At 69.6% G+C, this 13,591-nt stretch carries 12 protein-coding genes; 3 read left to right on the top strand and 9 right to left on the bottom strand.

What is annotated here, in order from left to right; genetic code table 11:
* Nucleotides 1–12: 12 nt before the first annotated feature.
* The 7 genes from bamC to WDZ95_RS02805 all read right to left on the bottom strand — a co-directional run bounded on the left by bamC (nucleotide 13) and on the right by WDZ95_RS02805 (nucleotide 6,434).
* Complete coding sequence (bamC, locus tag WDZ95_RS02835) at nucleotides 13–1,131, bottom strand: outer membrane protein assembly factor BamC (RefSeq protein WP_425776107.1); 1,119 nt, start codon at nucleotides 1,129–1,131, stop codon at nucleotides 13–15.
* Between the two features lie 16 nt (nucleotides 1,132–1,147).
* Nucleotides 1,148–2,035 (bottom strand): 4-hydroxy-tetrahydrodipicolinate synthase, encoded by an 888-nt coding sequence (gene dapA / locus WDZ95_RS02830; RefSeq protein ID WP_425776106.1) that lies wholly within the window; start codon nucleotides 2,033–2,035, stop codon nucleotides 1,148–1,150.
* Between the two features lie 83 nt (nucleotides 2,036–2,118).
* On the bottom strand, nucleotides 2,119–2,682 hold the full coding sequence (locus WDZ95_RS02825; RefSeq protein WP_425776105.1) for a class I SAM-dependent methyltransferase: 564 nt from the start codon (nucleotides 2,680–2,682) through the stop codon (nucleotides 2,119–2,121).
* The gene (locus tag WDZ95_RS02820) at nucleotides 2,682–2,807 is read right to left on the bottom strand and encodes a hypothetical protein (RefSeq protein WP_425776104.1); all 126 of its coding nucleotides are present in this window, start codon (nucleotides 2,805–2,807) and stop codon (nucleotides 2,682–2,684) included. Before WDZ95_RS02820 ends, WDZ95_RS02825 begins: the two co-directional genes overlap by 1 nt.
* The gene (locus WDZ95_RS02815; RefSeq protein WP_425776103.1) at nucleotides 2,804–4,027 is read right to left on the bottom strand and encodes an MFS transporter; all 1,224 of its coding nucleotides are present in this window, start codon (nucleotides 4,025–4,027) and stop codon (nucleotides 2,804–2,806) included. Before WDZ95_RS02815 ends, WDZ95_RS02820 begins: the two co-directional genes overlap by 4 nt.
* A gap of 148 nt (nucleotides 4,028–4,175) precedes the next feature.
* Nucleotides 4,176–5,267 carry a hypothetical protein gene (locus tag WDZ95_RS02810; protein WP_425776102.1) on the bottom strand — a complete coding sequence of 364 codons (1,092 nt, stop codon included), beginning with the start codon at nucleotides 5,265–5,267 and terminating at the stop codon, nucleotides 4,176–4,178.
* A gap of 72 nt (nucleotides 5,268–5,339) precedes the next feature.
* Nucleotides 5,340–6,434: a hypothetical protein gene (locus WDZ95_RS02805; protein ID WP_425776101.1), complete on the bottom strand. Its 1,095-nt coding sequence runs from the start codon at nucleotides 6,432–6,434 to the stop codon at nucleotides 5,340–5,342.
* A 146-nt stretch (nucleotides 6,435–6,580) separates the two neighbouring features.
* Here WDZ95_RS02805 and WDZ95_RS02800 point away from each other — a divergent pair, with 146 nt between their 5' ends.
* The 3 genes from WDZ95_RS02800 (at nucleotide 6,581) to WDZ95_RS02790 (ending at nucleotide 12,109) form a co-directional block, all read left to right on the top strand.
* Entirely contained in the window at nucleotides 6,581–8,548 is a 1,968-nt protein-coding gene (locus tag WDZ95_RS02800) for a DNA topoisomerase IV subunit B (protein ID WP_166227160.1), read from the top strand.
* Nucleotides 8,548–10,899 (top strand): DNA topoisomerase IV subunit A, encoded by a 2,352-nt coding sequence (parC, locus tag WDZ95_RS02795; RefSeq protein ID WP_425776100.1) that lies wholly within the window; start codon nucleotides 8,548–8,550, stop codon nucleotides 10,897–10,899. Before WDZ95_RS02800 ends, parC begins: the two co-directional genes overlap by 1 nt.
* Nucleotides 10,900–10,975: 76 nt before the next feature.
* Entirely contained in the window at nucleotides 10,976–12,109 is a 1,134-nt protein-coding gene (locus WDZ95_RS02790; RefSeq protein WP_425776099.1) for an ATP-binding protein, read from the top strand.
* 10 nt (nucleotides 12,110–12,119) lie between these two features.
* Here WDZ95_RS02790 and WDZ95_RS02785 read toward each other — a convergent pair whose 3' ends face one another.
* On the bottom strand, nucleotides 12,120–12,581 hold the full coding sequence (locus tag WDZ95_RS02785; protein WP_425776098.1) for a RidA family protein: 462 nt from the start codon (nucleotides 12,579–12,581) through the stop codon (nucleotides 12,120–12,122).
* A gap of 54 nt (nucleotides 12,582–12,635) precedes the next feature.
* The gene (locus WDZ95_RS02780) at nucleotides 12,636–13,586 is read right to left on the bottom strand and encodes a transglutaminase family protein (protein WP_425776097.1); all 951 of its coding nucleotides are present in this window, start codon (nucleotides 13,584–13,586) and stop codon (nucleotides 12,636–12,638) included.
* Nucleotides 13,587–13,591: the final 5 nt, after the last annotated feature.

Here is a 13,591-nt window from a genome sequence, read left to right as displayed (position 1 = left end):
GCGGCGGGGGGGTTAGTTGAGGTCCCCGGCGAGCAGCTGCACGATGCGCTGCGCGTTCTGCGACGCGTCGGGCTTGCCCTGGGCGTCGAGCACCGACACGGTGGTGAGGTCGTCCGCGCTCTTGACGAGGATGCGGTAGCGTTGCGGCGTGGGCTGCTTGTCGTCCGACCCGAACAGGCGGCTGAAGAAGCCGGGCTTGCCCGTGGGCTGCACGGGTTCGACATAGCGCACGAAGTAGGTGCCTTCGCTGCGGTTGCGGTCTTCCACGGTGAAGCCGCTGCGGTCGAGCGACAGGCCCACACGGCGCCAGGCGCGGTCGAAGTTGTCGTTGAACTGCAGCACCGGCTGGTTGCCCACCGTGGTCACGCGCGCGGTCTGGCGCGCCGCGGGCGCGGTGGCCACCACCGATTGCGCCTGGGCTTCGGCCACGCCGAGCTTAACCATCAGGCGGCGCAGGAATTCGGCCTCGAGCTCGGGGTCGGCCGGGCGCGGCTGCCACACGGTCTGGTCTTTCTCGCGCGTGGAATACACCTCGGCCATGCCGCGGTGCGACACGTAGATTTCGGTGCCGCCGCTGGCGTTGCGTTCCAGGCGGGTGCGGAACTTGTCGCGCTCGCCGGTGGAGTAGAGGCTGTCGAACAGGCGGCCGATGGTGTTGCGGATGATGTCCTGCGGAATCTTCGCGCGGTTCTCGGCCCAGTCGGTTTCCATGATGCCCAGGGTTTCCTGGTCGACATCGAGCAGGAAGCCGTTTTCCTGCCAGAAGTCGCGGATGGGGCCCCAGAGCTGCGCGGGCGGGCGGTTGACCACGAGCCAGCGCTGGCTGCCCGAGCGCTCGATGCGCACGTCGCCCACCTGCAGCGGCGCGGTGCCGGCGCCCGGCGCGCTCGCGCCGCTGGTCTGGCTGGTCTGGTAGCCGCTGGCCGTGACGGCCGCGCCGGGCACCACGTAGCGCGTGTCGCGGCTGAGCTGGGTCAGGTCGGGCGGCACGTCGAGCGAGCTGCCGCGCTGCGCGCTCTTGTAGTCGATCTTGTCCTCTTTGAGGATCGAGCAACCCGACACCAGCAGGGCGGCGCAGGCAATGAGGCCCAGCCGGTGGAGCGGGCGGGTGGAGCGGGCAAGTTGGCGCATCGGCTAGACGGGTGGGTTATTTCAACAGGCCGGCATCGCGCAGCGCGGCTTCGACCTGCGGCACCAGGTGGCGCGACATGGGGGTGAGCGGCAGGCGCATGGTTTCGCCGCACAGGCCCATGCGCGACATGGCCCATTTGAGCGGGATGGGGTTGGCTTCGCAGAACAGCTGCTTGTGCACGGGCATGAGGCGCTTCTGGATCGCCATGGCCTTCTTCGAGTCGCCCGCGATGGCGGCCACGCAGAGCTCGTGCATGTCGCGCGGGGCCACGTTGGCGGTGACGCTCACGTTGCCGTGGCCGCCGCAGAGCATGAGCGCCACGGCGGTGGGGTCGTCGCCCGAGTACACGGCGAAGCCCGCGGGCACGTCGCGGATCAGCCATTGCGCGCGCTCGATGTTGCCGGTGGCTTCCTTGATGCCCACGATGCCCTGGACCTGGGTCAGGCGCAGCACGGTGTCGTGCTGCATGTCGGCCACGCTGCGGCCGGGCACGTTGTAGAGCACGATGGGCAGGTCGCCCGTGGCCTCGGCGATGGCCTTGAAGTGCTGGTACTGGCCCTCTTGCGTGGGCTTGTTGTAGTAAGGCACGACCTGCAGCTGGCAGTCGGCGCCGACGCCGCGCGCGAACTTGGCCAGGTTGATGGCCTCGGCGGTGGAGTTGGCGCCGCAGCCGGCCATGATGGGCACGCGCTTGTTGGCCTGTTCCACCGCGACGCGGATGATCTCGCAGTGTTCCTCGACCGTGACCGTGGGCGATTCGCCCGTGGTGCCGACGACGCCGATGCAGTCGGTACCTTCGGCGATGTGCCAGTCGACCAGCTTGCGAAGGCCGGCGTAATCGACGCTGCCGTCGGGGTTGAACGGGGTGGCCAGGGCCACGATGCTGCCGGTGATCATGTGCATGGCGGATCGTTGTGTCGGCGTGTTGCAAACGGGCACGCCGGGCGCCCTCGGGGGGCGGGTGAGCGGTGCATTCTACCCAGCGTCTACCCCGCGCTTTCGAGCCGGTAGCGGGGCGGTGGTGCACCGTCGGGGCGGCGCTCGCGCACCGCCACCAGGCGCTGCACGAAGCGGTCGGGGGATTCGCAGAAGCCGTCTTCGTACGCCACCGTGCGAAGACCGCCCGCGGCGGCCAGCAGTTCCCCGGGCCGCAGCAGGAAATCGGGCCGCGAGGGCTTGCCCACTGTGGCGTGGTCGCTGCCGAAGGTTTCGTAGATGAGCACACCGCCCTCGGCGACGCTGGCCACGATCTGCGGCAGCAGGGCGCGCCAGAGGTAGTTCGTGACGACCACGCCCGCGAAGGTCTGGCCCGGCAGCGGCCAGGGGCCGTTCTCGATGTCGGCCAGCAGCGCACGCCCGGGGCCCGTGACGGGGGCGATGGCCGCGATGGCTTCGGGATCGCGGTCCACGCCCGTGACCGGGTGGCCGCGCTCGGCGAACCAGCGCAGGTGGCGCCCGCGCCCGCAGGCCAGGTCGAGCACCTCACCGCCCGCGGGCACCAGGTGCGACCAGCGCCGCACCCAGGCCGAAGCGGCTTCCGTGCCGTGCATCAGAAGCAGCTCCAGAGGCGGTCGGCCATGTCGACCAGGAAGCCCGGGCGCTGGTAGAGCGTGAAGGTGGCCAGCAGCACGCCGACCGCCGCGGCCCAGGCCAGGGCGCGCTGGACCCTGGTCATGCCGCGGCCCCGGCGGTGCGCGGCGCACGCGCAATCGGCGCTTCTCGCACCGGCAGGTTCACGATCGCCGCGAACACGCCGAGCGCGATCGCGATGTACCAGACGATGTCGTAGCTGCCGGTGCGGTCGTAGAGGTAGCCGCCCAGCCACACGCCCAGGAAGCTGCCGATCTGGTGGCTGAAGAACACGAAGCCGCCGAGCATGGACAGGTGGGCCACGCCGAAGATCTGCGCCACCGTGGCGTTGGTGGGCGGGATGGTGGACAGCCAGAGCAGGCCCATGACCGCGGAGAACACGTAGACGCTCATGGGGGTGAGCGGCGCCCACAGGAACAGCGCGATGGCCACGGCGCGCGCGAGGTAGATGAAGGCCAGGATGTGGCGCTTGGCCATGCGCTGGCCGAGCGCGCCCGCGGCGTAGGTGCCGAACACGTTGAACAGGCCGATCAGCGCCAGCGCGTAGCTCGCCACCTGGGGCGACAGGCCGTTGTCCTTGAGGTAGCTGGGCATGTGCACGCCGATGAACACCACCTGGAAGCCGCACACGAAGTAGCCCGCCATGAGCAGCTGGAAGCTGCGGTACCGGAAGGCCTCGCGCAGCGCCTGGGCGATGGTCTGCTCGCGTTTGATGGCGGTGGCGCCGCCGAAGCCGGGCTCGCGCAGGCCCACGGCCAGCGGCACGATCAGCAGCACCGCCACCGCCAGGACCAGCAGCGCGTTCTGCCAGCCCAGGCTTTCGATCAGCTGGCCCTCGACGGGCACCATGAGGAACTGACCGAACGAGCCCGCGGCCGCGGCCACGCCCATGGCCCACGAGCGCTTCTCGGCCGGCAGCTGACGGCCGATGACGCCGTAGATGACGGCGTAGGTGGTGCCGGCCTGTGCGGCGCCGATCAGCACGCCGGTGGTGAGCGCAAAGCCGAGGGTGGAGGTGGACAGCGCCATGCCCGCCAGGCCCAGGCCGTAGAGCACCGCGCCCACGATGAGCACGCGGAAGGCGCCGAAACGGTCGGCCGCCATGCCCGCGAAGATGCCGAACAGGCCCCAGGCGATGTTCTGCACGGCCAGCGCGAACGCGAAGGTTTCGCGCGTCCAGCCCTGGGCCTGGGTGATGGGCTGCAGCCACAGGCCGAAGCCGTGGCGGATGCCCATGGAGAGGGTGACGATGAGGGCGCCGCAGGCGAGCACCTGGGCGGCGGACAGGGGGCGGTGCGTGGACATCCCGGCACTCTAGCCGGAATGACAGCCCCTGTCGGGCCCGGGGCTGCACCGCGGTCTTGAAAGTTCCGCACGGGATTGTGTCGCGGCGCGCATCGGTGACGCGTGGGCGACAGGCCGGTGCCGCGCGGCCGCGCTCAAGAGGGCCGGTTCACGAGGGCAGGTGCAATTGACGGATCGCGGTGCCGACGAGCCTGTGCTTGAGCTCGCGCGGAAGGCCAAGCCCTTGCGGGGCGGGGGCATCGCGCAGGCAGAGCGCGAACGTGCGCACGCGTTCCCAGTCTTGCTGCCATTGCGCCTGGTTGCGGTGCAGGGTCTGCCTCAGGCCGGCCAGCCGCTGGTCGTCCGAGTCCATCAGGGGCGAGACCTGCCGCAGCCGGCGGTTGCCGGGCAGCGCGAGCCTGGGCCACATCGGATGGTCCTTCATCAGCTTGCTGCAACCGGCCAGGGCCCACGACGTGGCCTGTGACGGCAGCCGCAGCGTCTCCAGGCTGGGGTGGCGGTCGAGCGAGCACAGGAAGACCAGGAAGGTGAGGCATGCATCGGCGCTCGATGCCGTGGCCATCTGGTCATTGCCTTCGAGGTCGAGGTGCTTGAGGGCAGCGCGCCTCAGGCCGTTGTCCAGGTTGCCCCAATCCTGGGGGCTCAGCTGACAGCCCCGCAAGGCCAGCGTTTCCACCGCCGAGCCTTGGAGCGCGGCCAGCAGGCGCAACAGCGGAGGCTGCAGGTCGTGGAACTGGTTCGCGGCCAGCCGACCCATGAAGGGCAGCAGGCCCAGCGCGGGTTGCCGGTCGAGCGTGAGGCTGCGCAGCGCGGTGCTGGTGCCGACGAAGCCGATGATGGCCTGCAGCGCCGGCTCGTCCAGGCCTTCGGCGGGGCTGGCCTGCGCCTGGCCGTCGGCCAGGCTTTGGGCACCCGAAAAATCGAGGCACGTGATGCCGGCGCCCGCGTGGGCGTCGAGCACGGTGAGCAGCGGGAGGGGGGAATGCAGCCGGGCGTCGGTGAAGTCGATGGTGTTGAAAGGCAGGCCGCCCGGCAGCCCGCACTGCTCGTCGAGCACCTCGGCCAGCAGGGCGATGTCTCGGGCCTCGAGGGTCTGGCCTCGAAGGCTCAGCGTGGTGTTGCCGGGGCGGCTTCGCAGCGCGGCCAGGTGCGCGCTGAAGGCCGCCTTCCTGTCGGCGATGGCGGGCGAAGGGCGGTGTGCGGAGGCGGTGCCCTGATGGGCGAGGGAGGTGGCGTTCATGGAGCGATCGGTGCGGGTGGTGGATGCGCCGTGGGGCGCGGAGGTGCCTGCTGCGTGGGCGCAGGGCTGGCGTCAGTGGGGGGATGGGTTGTCGGGCGGGGCATGCACGGCATGGTTCTGCACGTGGGACGCGAGTTGTCTGGCGATGTCTCGCGGCGCGCCGTGACAGGTTTCTGCGATCCACGCCACCGTGACGGCCCGCCACTGGACGGCCGCGTGCTGCTGATTGCGGTCCAGCACGTCGATCAAGTCCTTCAACCCGACCCTTTGGCGAAGCGCGTTGGAAAACGGCGTCAGCACGCACAGCGTGTGGTTGTCGGGCAGGCGCAGCTCTTGAGCGGAATCGATCAGCAGTTCGGTGGCGCTCCAGGGCAGGTGCAATTCCCTCAGCGAGGTGTTGTGGTTTAGGTTCTGGATGAAGCTCAGGCGCGCCATGTAGGCGGTGCGGTTGTTGTCCCGGCTCGGGTAGAGGTCTTCGTTGCCGCTCAGGTCCAGCATCTGCAACCCGCTGCTCGGGTCGCGATGCGGGGCGGCGAGGAAGCCCCTCGCCTCGGCCACCCGTTCGCTCCCGGGCGAATACCACTTCCCGCTGCACTCGATGGCCTTGTTCGCCGAGCGGATGCGGTGACCCGGATCTCGCTGGTCGAGTGCCGATTCGATGGCGGGCCAATCCCCCAGCCCCAGCCCGCAGTTCCTGAGCTCGAGCCAGACCACGTTGCTCTCGCCCACGGCCGCCATCAGCTTGTGCATGGGGGGAGCCCCGTCGTGATCGTCAGGCTGCGCCGAGAGGCCGATTTGGCCGTTGAGCCTGAGTTCGCGCAGCGTCGGGCAGGCGGCAACGATGTCGGCGATCGTGGCGAGGTGCGCCGGTGTCAGCGGCTGGGGGCTTTCGCCCGCGGCCGGGTCGCTGCCGACGAAGCGGGTGCCCGACAGGTCCAGGCTTTCGAGCGCGGCGCCCTTGAGCGTGCGCAGTTGTTCCAGGAACGCCTGGGGATCGGGCAGCACCTGGCCGCTCAGGTCCAGGGAGCGCACGCCCCGGTGTTCCAGCGCGTGCAGGTGGCTGTCGAGAGCGGTGGCCGGGTCATGCCCCTGAGGAGTCGTGGACGGGGTGCCGAGGGTGCCGGCCGAGCGGGGCCAGGTCGGGGAATGGGAGGTGGTCTTGTTCATGGGTCGAGGGGGTTGAAGGGCGTCGCGAGGCGGCGCCGGCCCGCACAGGGCCGGGCCTGCGTGCACCCCGGGGCTCAACAGGTTCCCGGCATGAGGCTGTGATTGCATCCAGTGTTTGACGCCATCCACCCCTACAATCCGCGCCCATGGCAAGCACCCCATCCACCTATTCCGAAGGCTCCATCCGCGTCCTCAAGGGGCTGGAGCCGGTCAAGCAGCGGCCGGGCATGTACACCCGCACCGACAACCCGCTGCACATCATCCAGGAGGTGCTGGACAACGCGGCCGACGAGGCCTTGGCGGGGTTCGGCAAGAAGATCAAGGTCACGCTGCACACCGACGGTTCGGTGAGCGTGGAAGACGAAGGCCGCGGCATTCCCTTCGGCCTGCACCCCGAAGAAAAGGCCCCCGTGGTCGAGCTGGTGTTCACCCGGCTGCACGCGGGCGGCAAGTTCGACAAGGGCAAGGGCGGCGCGTACAGCTTCTCGGGCGGCCTGCACGGCGTGGGCGTGAGCGTGACCAACGCGCTGTCGCAGCGCCTGGAGGTGATCAGCTTCCGCGACGGCCAGGTGGCGCGCCTGGCCTTCTCGGGCGGCGACGTGATCGAGCCGCTGGCCGTGGCCGCGCGCGGCGAGGGCGACCGCAAGCAGGGCACCACGGTGCGCGCCTGGCCCGACGCGAAGTACTTCGAGTCGGCCGCGCTGCCCATGAACGAGCTGGTGCACCTGCTGCGCAGCAAGGCCGTGCTCATGCCCGGCGTGACCATGCAGCTCGTGGTCGAGAAGACCCGCGACGTGCAGACCTGGCAGTACAAGGGCGGCCTGCGCGACTACCTGCAGCAGACGCTCACCGCCGACCCGGTGATCCCCATGTTCGAGGGCGAGGGCTATGCCGAGAGCGGGCACGACAGCTTCGCCGAGGGCGAGGGCGCGGCCTGGTGCGTGGCCTTCACCGAAGACGGCGCGCCGGTGCGCGAGAGCTACGTCAACCTGATCCCCACGAGCGCGGGCGGCACGCACGACAGCGGCCTGCGCGACGGCCTGTTCCAGGCCGTCAAGGGCTTCATCGAACTGCACGCGCTGCTGCCCAAGGGCGTGAAGCTGCTGCCCGAAGACGTGTTCGCGCGCGCCAGCTACGTGCTGAGCGCCAAGGTGCTCGACCCGCAGTTCCAGGGCCAGATCAAGGAGCGCCTGAACTCGCGCGACGCGGTGCGCCTGGTGTCGAGCTACGTGCGGCCCGCGCTCGAGCTCTGGCTCAACCAGCATGTGGAGCACGGCAAGAAGCTCGCCGAGCTCGCCATCAAGGCGGCGCAGACGCGCCAGCGCGCGGGCCAGAAGGTGGAGAAGCGCAAGGGCAGCGGCGTGGCCGTGCTGCCCGGCAAGCTCACCGATTGCGAGAGCCGCGACCTCGGCCACAACGAGATCTTCCTGGTCGAGGGCGATTCGGCCGGCGGCAGCGCCAAGATGGGCCGCGACAAGGAATGCCAGGCCATCCTGCCGCTGCGCGGCAAGGTGCTCAACACCTGGGAGGTCGAGCGCGACCGCCTGTTCGCCAACAACGAGATCCACGACATCGCGGTGGCCATCGGCGTCGACCCGCACGGCCCCAACGACACGCCCGACCTGAGCGGCCTGCGCTACGGCAAGGTCTGCATCCTGTCGGACGCCGACGTGGACGGCTCGCACATCCAGGTGCTGCTGCTCACGCTGTTCTTCCGCCACTTCCCCAAGCTGATCGAGGCCGGCCACGTGTACGTGGCGCGCCCGCCGCTGTTTCGCGTGGACATCCCCGCGCGCGGCAAGAAGCCCGCGGCCAAGGTGTACGCGCTCGACGACGGCGAGCTGCAGGCCATCCTGGACAAAGCCGCCAAGGAAGGCGTGCCCGCCGACAAATGCCAGGTGAGCCGCTTCAAGGGCCTGGGCGAGATGAGCGCCGAGCAGCTCTGGGACACCACGCTCAACCCCGACACGCGCCGCCTGCTGCCCGTCACCCTGGGCGCGCACGACTTCGCGACCACCGAAGCGCGCATCACCCAGCTCATGGGCAAAGGCGAAGCCGCTGCGCGGCGAGAACTCATGGAACTCCACGGTGACGCCGTGGAGGTGGACATCTGATGACCGACGAGACCACCCCCGAACTGCCCCTGGCGACGGCCGAGCCCGACGACAGCCTGGCCGCCTACGCGCAGCGCGCCTACCTCGAGTACGCGCTCTCCGTGGTGAAGGGCCGCGCCCTGCCCGACGTGTGCGACGGCCAGAAGCCGGTGCAGCGCCGCATCCTCTACAGCATGGACCGCATGGGCCTGAGCTACGGCGGGCCCAACAACAACACGCCCGCGCGCCCCGTGAAGAGCGCGCGCGTGGTGGGCGACGTGCTCGGCCGCTTCCACCCGCACGGCGACCAGGCCGCCTACGACGCGCTGGTGCGCATGGCGCAGGACTTTGCGCAGCGCTACCCGCTGATCGACGGCCAGGGCAACTTCGGCTCGCGCGACGGCGACGGCGCCGCGGCCATGCGCTACACCGAGGCTCGGCTGGCCAAGATCAGCACGCTGCTGCTCGACGAGATCGACATGGGCACGGTCGACTTCGTGTCCAACTACGACGGCTCCACCACCGAGCCCCGGCAGTTGCCCGCGCGCCTGCCCTTCAACCTGCTCAACGGCGCGAGCGGCATCGCCGTGGGCCTGGCCACCGAGGTGCCCAGCCACAACCTGCGCGAGGTGGCCGACGCCTGCGTGGCGCTGGTGAAGAACCCCAAGCTGGGCGACGACGAGCTGTTCGGCCTGATCCCCGGCCCCGACTACCCGGGCGGCGGCCAGATCATCAGCCCCGCGGGCGACATCGCCGACGCTTACCGCACGGGCCGCGGCAGCCTCAAGGTGCGCGCACGCTGGAAGATCGAAGACCTCGCGCGCGGCCAGTGGCAGCTCGTGGTCACCGAACTGCCGCCGGGCACGAGTTCGCAGAAGGTGCTCGAAGAGATCGAGGAGCTCACCAACCCCAAGGTCAAGGCCGGCAAGAAGGCGCTCACGCAGGAGCAGAACCAGCTCAAGGCCAGCGTGCTCGCGGTGCTCGACGGCGTGCGCGACGAGTCGAGCAAGGACGCGCCGGTGCGCCTGGTGTTCGAGCCCAAGAGCAGCCGCATCGAGCAGCAGGAGCTCATCACGCAGCTGCTCGCGCACACCAGCCTGGAAACCTCGGCACCGATCAACCTCACGGTGATCGGGCTCGACGGCCGGCCGGTGCAGAAGTCGCTGCGCCAGATGCTGGTGGAGTGGATCGAATTCCGCCAGACCACCATCACGCGGCGTTCGCAGCACCGGCTCGACAAGGTGCTCGACCGCATCCACATCCTCGAAGGCCGGCAGCTCGTGCTGCTCAACATCGACGAGGTGATCCGCATCATCCGCCACAGCGACGAGCCCAAGCCCGCGCTGATCGAGGCCTTCCGCCTGAGCGATCGCCAGGCCGAGGACATCCTCGAGATCCGGCTGCGCCAGCTCGCGCGGCTCGAAGCCATCAAGATCGAGCAGGAGCTCAAGGAGTTGCGCGAAGAGCAGGGCCGTCTCGAAGACATCCTGGCCAACCCGAGCAGCCTGCGCCGCCTGATGGTGAAAGAGATCGAGGCCGACGCCAAGGTCTTCGCCGACGAGCGCCGCACGCTGATCCAGGCCGAGAAGAAGGCCGTGGCCGAGATCAAGGTGGTCGACGAACCGGTGACGGTGGTGGTGTCGAGCAAGGGCTGGGTGCGTGCGCGCACCGGCCACGGCCACGACGCCGGCGCCTTCGCCTTCAAGGCCGGTGACGGCCTGTACGGCACCTTCGAGTGCCGCACGGTGGACACGCTGATCGTGATCGGCAGCAACGGCCGCGTGTACTCGGTGCCCGTGGCCAGCCTGCCCGGCGCGCGCGGCGACGGCCAGCCCGTGACCACGCTGATCGACCTGGAAAGCGGCACCCAGCCGCTGCACTACTTCGCCGGCCCGGCGAACGCGGCGCTGCTCCTGAGCAGCAGCGGCGGCTACGGCTTCATCGCCACGGTCGAGAGCATGGTGTCGCGCCAGAAGGGCGGCAAGACCTTCATCAACCTCGGCGAGGGCGAGGTGCCGTGCGCGCCCTCGCACGCGGCCTTCGGCAGCGGCAGCCAGCCGCTCGCGCCGGCCACGCACGTGTGCTGCGCGTCCACCGGCGGGCGCATCCTCACCTTCGAGATCGGCGAGCTCAAGCAGATGGACAAGGGCGGTCGCGGCCTGATGCTGATCGACCTGGAACCCAAGGACACGCTGGCGGGCGCCGCGGCCTACACGCGCAGCGTGAAGATCGAGGGCATCGGCCGCGGCGGCAAGGAGCGCGACGAAACGCTGGAGATCCGCAGCCTCAACAACGCCAAGGCCGGCCGCGGCCGCAAGGGCAAGGCGGCCGATCTGGGCTTCAAGCCCGCGCGCATCACGCGCGTGGAGTGACGGCGAAAACGCGACCAAACGGCAGTCAACTGGAAAAAAGTCGCGACTTTTTTCCAGTTGACCATAAAATGGTCGCATGAAGCGCTACCTCGACAACCACGTCATTGCGGACCTGAACCGCAAGATCGTGGTGCTCACCGGGCCGCGCCAAGTGGGCAAGACCACCCTCGCCCGACAGCTGATGGCGTCACAGCCCGGGGCTCAGTACCTCAACTGGGACGTTCCGGCCGACCGAGGGGTGCTTGAACGCCAGAGCTGGAATCCGAAGGCGCCGCTGCTCGTGCTCGACGAAATCCACAAGATGCCGGGCTGGAAACAGCGCCTCAAGGGCATCGCCGACGGCAGGGCCGCGGGCCAGCGCATCCTGGTCACGGGCAGCGCGCGCATGGACACGTTTCGCCAGAGCGGCGAATCGCTGGCGGGCCGTTACCTGGCTTGGCGCCTGCACCCGATCTCGGTGCGCGAATGGTGTGAGCAGCAGGGGGCCGAACCCGAGGCGGCGCTGAGCCACCTGCTGGAACGCGGTGGCTTTCCCGAACCTGCCCTGGCGCCCAACGCCACCGAAGCGGCCCGCTGGCGCCAGCAGTACTTCACCGACCTCATCCGCGAGGACATCGTCGATTTCTCGCGCGTGCAGGAGATCGGCACCATGAAGCTCTTCGTGGAACTGCTGCGCGAACGCGTGGGCTCGCCGCTGTCGCTGGCCTCGATCGCGCGCGACCTGGCGGTTTCACCCACCACGCTCAAACGCTACCTCGACATCCTGCAGGCACTGTTCGTGGTGTTCACGGTGACCCCCTGGCACCACAACATCGCACGTTCACTGCTGCAAAGTCCCAAGGTCTACTTTTTCGACACCGGCGTGGTGCGTGGAGACGACGGCGTGCGGTTCGAGAACGCGGTGGCGGGCATGCTGCTCAAGCACGCCCAGTACGAGCAGGACGCCCACGGCAAGCCCGTGCAGTTGCACTACCTGCGCACCAAGGACGGCACTGAGGTCGACTTTGCCCTGGCCGAGGAGCAGCGCCTGACCCACCTGATCGAATGCAAGTGGGCCGATGCCGCGCCGCACCGGGCGCTGCGTCGCTTCGCCGATCAGTTTCCGAATGCCGAGGCCGTGCAGATCGTGCGCCAGTTGCGCCAGCCCGAATGGCGCGATGGCCTGCACATCGCCGAGGCCGCGCCGTGGCTGGCGCAGCTGTCGGCCTGAGCCCCAGCCCTCAGCCCAGCTCGGCGATCAGCTCGATCTCCACGCAGGCGCCCATGGGCAACTGCGCCACGCCGAAGGCGCTGCGCGCGTGCGCCGAGCCGAAGACCTCGCCCAGCAGTTCGCTGCAGCCGTTGGTGACCAGGTGCTGCTCGGTGAAGGTGGGCGTGCTGTTGACCAGGCTCATGACCTTGACGATGCGCTTGACGTCGTCGAGCGTCTTGCCGGCCGCTTCGCAGGCGGCCTGCAGCGTGCCCATCAGGGCGATGGCCACCGAGCGCGCGGCTTCCTTGCCTTCGTCGGTGGTCATGGTCAGGCCGAGCTGGCCGACCCAGGCCTGGCCGTTCTTGCGCGCGATGTTGCCGCTGATGAACACGAGGTTGCCGGTCTGCACGAAGGGCACGTAGGCGGCGGCCGGGACGGCCACGGGGGGCAGGGTGATGCCCAGTTGCTTGAGCTTGGCGAGTGCGCTCATCGGTCGCTCCAGGAAGGCGGTTGAAAGGAGCGATCGATTCTATCGACCGGGGCGTCAGCGCCCTTCGCGCGGATCGAGCTCGCGCCCTTCCAGTTCCGCCGGCGGCGCCACCGTCACCGCCACCTCCAGCGTGTGCTGCGCGCCGCCCTGGATCACGCCGCGCATGGGCGAGACGTCGCTGAAGTCGCGGCCGATCGCGAGGATCACGTAGTCCTCGCCCGGGCTGCCCGCGCCGCAGCGGTTGTTGGTGGGGTCGAAGTCGAACCACTGGCCCGGCGTGTCGCCGCTGGCGGGGGCGTAGACCGACACCCACGCATGCGAGGCGTCGGCGCCGATCAGGCGCGGCTTGCCCGGGGGCGGCTGCGTGAGCAGGTAGCCGCTCACGTAGCGCGCGGGCAGGCCCAGGCTGCGCAGGCAGCCGATCATGATGTGGGCAAAGTCCTGGCACACGCCCTTGCCCTGGGCCAGCGCTTCGAGCGCGGGCGTGTTGACCTCGGTGCTCGCGGTTTCGTAGCGCAGCTCGGTGTGGATTCGCTCCATGAGCGCGCGCGCGGCCTGCAGCAGCGGCAGGCCGGGTTCGAAGGCCGGGCGCGCCCATTCGCTGAAGGCCTCGTCGCGCGGCACCATGGGCGAGGCGAAGACGAACTCGGCCGCGGCCTCGTAGGGCGCGTTCACCCGGTAGCGGAAGTGCTCGCGCACGCGCTCCCAGGCCATGCCCCGCCATGGTGCGCCTTCGGGCAAGGGCTGGGGCGCGCGGGTGTGTACCGTGCTGTCGGCCAGCACGCTCAGCGCCTCGTGTGGTGCTTCCTGCGCAAAAAAGGTGCGCAGGTTGCCGTGCGCGTCCAGGGTCTGGTGCACGGTGGCGGGCTCGGGCGCGATCGCCAGCCGGTGCGCGAGCACGCGCTGCGTGGGGGTTTCGCGCGGCGTGAGGTGCAGCATGTGCTGCGCCATGTCCACCGGGCTCTGGTAGCGGTAGGTGGTGCAATGGCGGATGCGCAATTCCATCGCGG

It is taken from the genome of Hydrogenophaga sp. T2, assembly GCF_049843535.1.
GTDB classification, from domain to species: domain Bacteria; phylum Pseudomonadota; class Gammaproteobacteria; order Burkholderiales; family Burkholderiaceae_C; genus Hydrogenophaga; species Hydrogenophaga crocea.
Note: the sequence above shows the minus strand (reverse complement) of the source record. Positions and strands in the feature narration are given on the sequence as shown.

Bases quoted from the DNA above. Each gene is read 5' to 3' on its own strand.
- bamC (WP_425776107.1), bottom strand. From the start codon at position 1,131: ATGCGCCAACTTGCCCGCTCCACCCGCCCGCTCCACCGGCTGGGCCTC.
- dapA (WP_425776106.1), bottom strand. From the start codon at position 2,035: ATGCACATGATCACCGGCAGCATCGTGGCCCTGGCCACCCCGTTCAAC.
- WDZ95_RS02825 (WP_425776105.1), bottom strand. From the start codon at position 2,682: ATGCACGGCACGGAAGCCGCTTCGGCCTGGGTGCGGCGCTGGTCGCAC.
- WDZ95_RS02820 (WP_425776104.1), bottom strand. From the start codon at position 2,807: ATGACCAGGGTCCAGCGCGCCCTGGCCTGGGCCGCGGCGGTCGGCGTG.
- WDZ95_RS02815 (WP_425776103.1), bottom strand. From the start codon at position 4,027: ATGTCCACGCACCGCCCCCTGTCCGCCGCCCAGGTGCTCGCCTGCGGC.
- WDZ95_RS02810 (WP_425776102.1), bottom strand. From the start codon at position 5,267: ATGAACGCCACCTCCCTCGCCCATCAGGGCACCGCCTCCGCACACCGC.
- WDZ95_RS02805 (WP_425776101.1), bottom strand. From the start codon at position 6,434: ATGAACAAGACCACCTCCCATTCCCCGACCTGGCCCCGCTCGGCCGGC.
- WDZ95_RS02800 (WP_166227160.1), top strand. From the start codon at position 6,581: ATGGCAAGCACCCCATCCACCTATTCCGAAGGCTCCATCCGCGTCCTC.
- parC (WP_425776100.1), top strand. From the start codon at position 8,548: ATGACCGACGAGACCACCCCCGAACTGCCCCTGGCGACGGCCGAGCCC.
- WDZ95_RS02790 (WP_425776099.1), top strand. From the start codon at position 10,976: ATGAAGCGCTACCTCGACAACCACGTCATTGCGGACCTGAACCGCAAG.
- WDZ95_RS02785 (WP_425776098.1), bottom strand. From the start codon at position 12,581: ATGAGCGCACTCGCCAAGCTCAAGCAACTGGGCATCACCCTGCCCCCC.
- WDZ95_RS02780 (WP_425776097.1), bottom strand. From the start codon at position 13,586: ATGGAATTGCGCATCCGCCATTGCACCACCTACCGCTACCAGAGCCCG.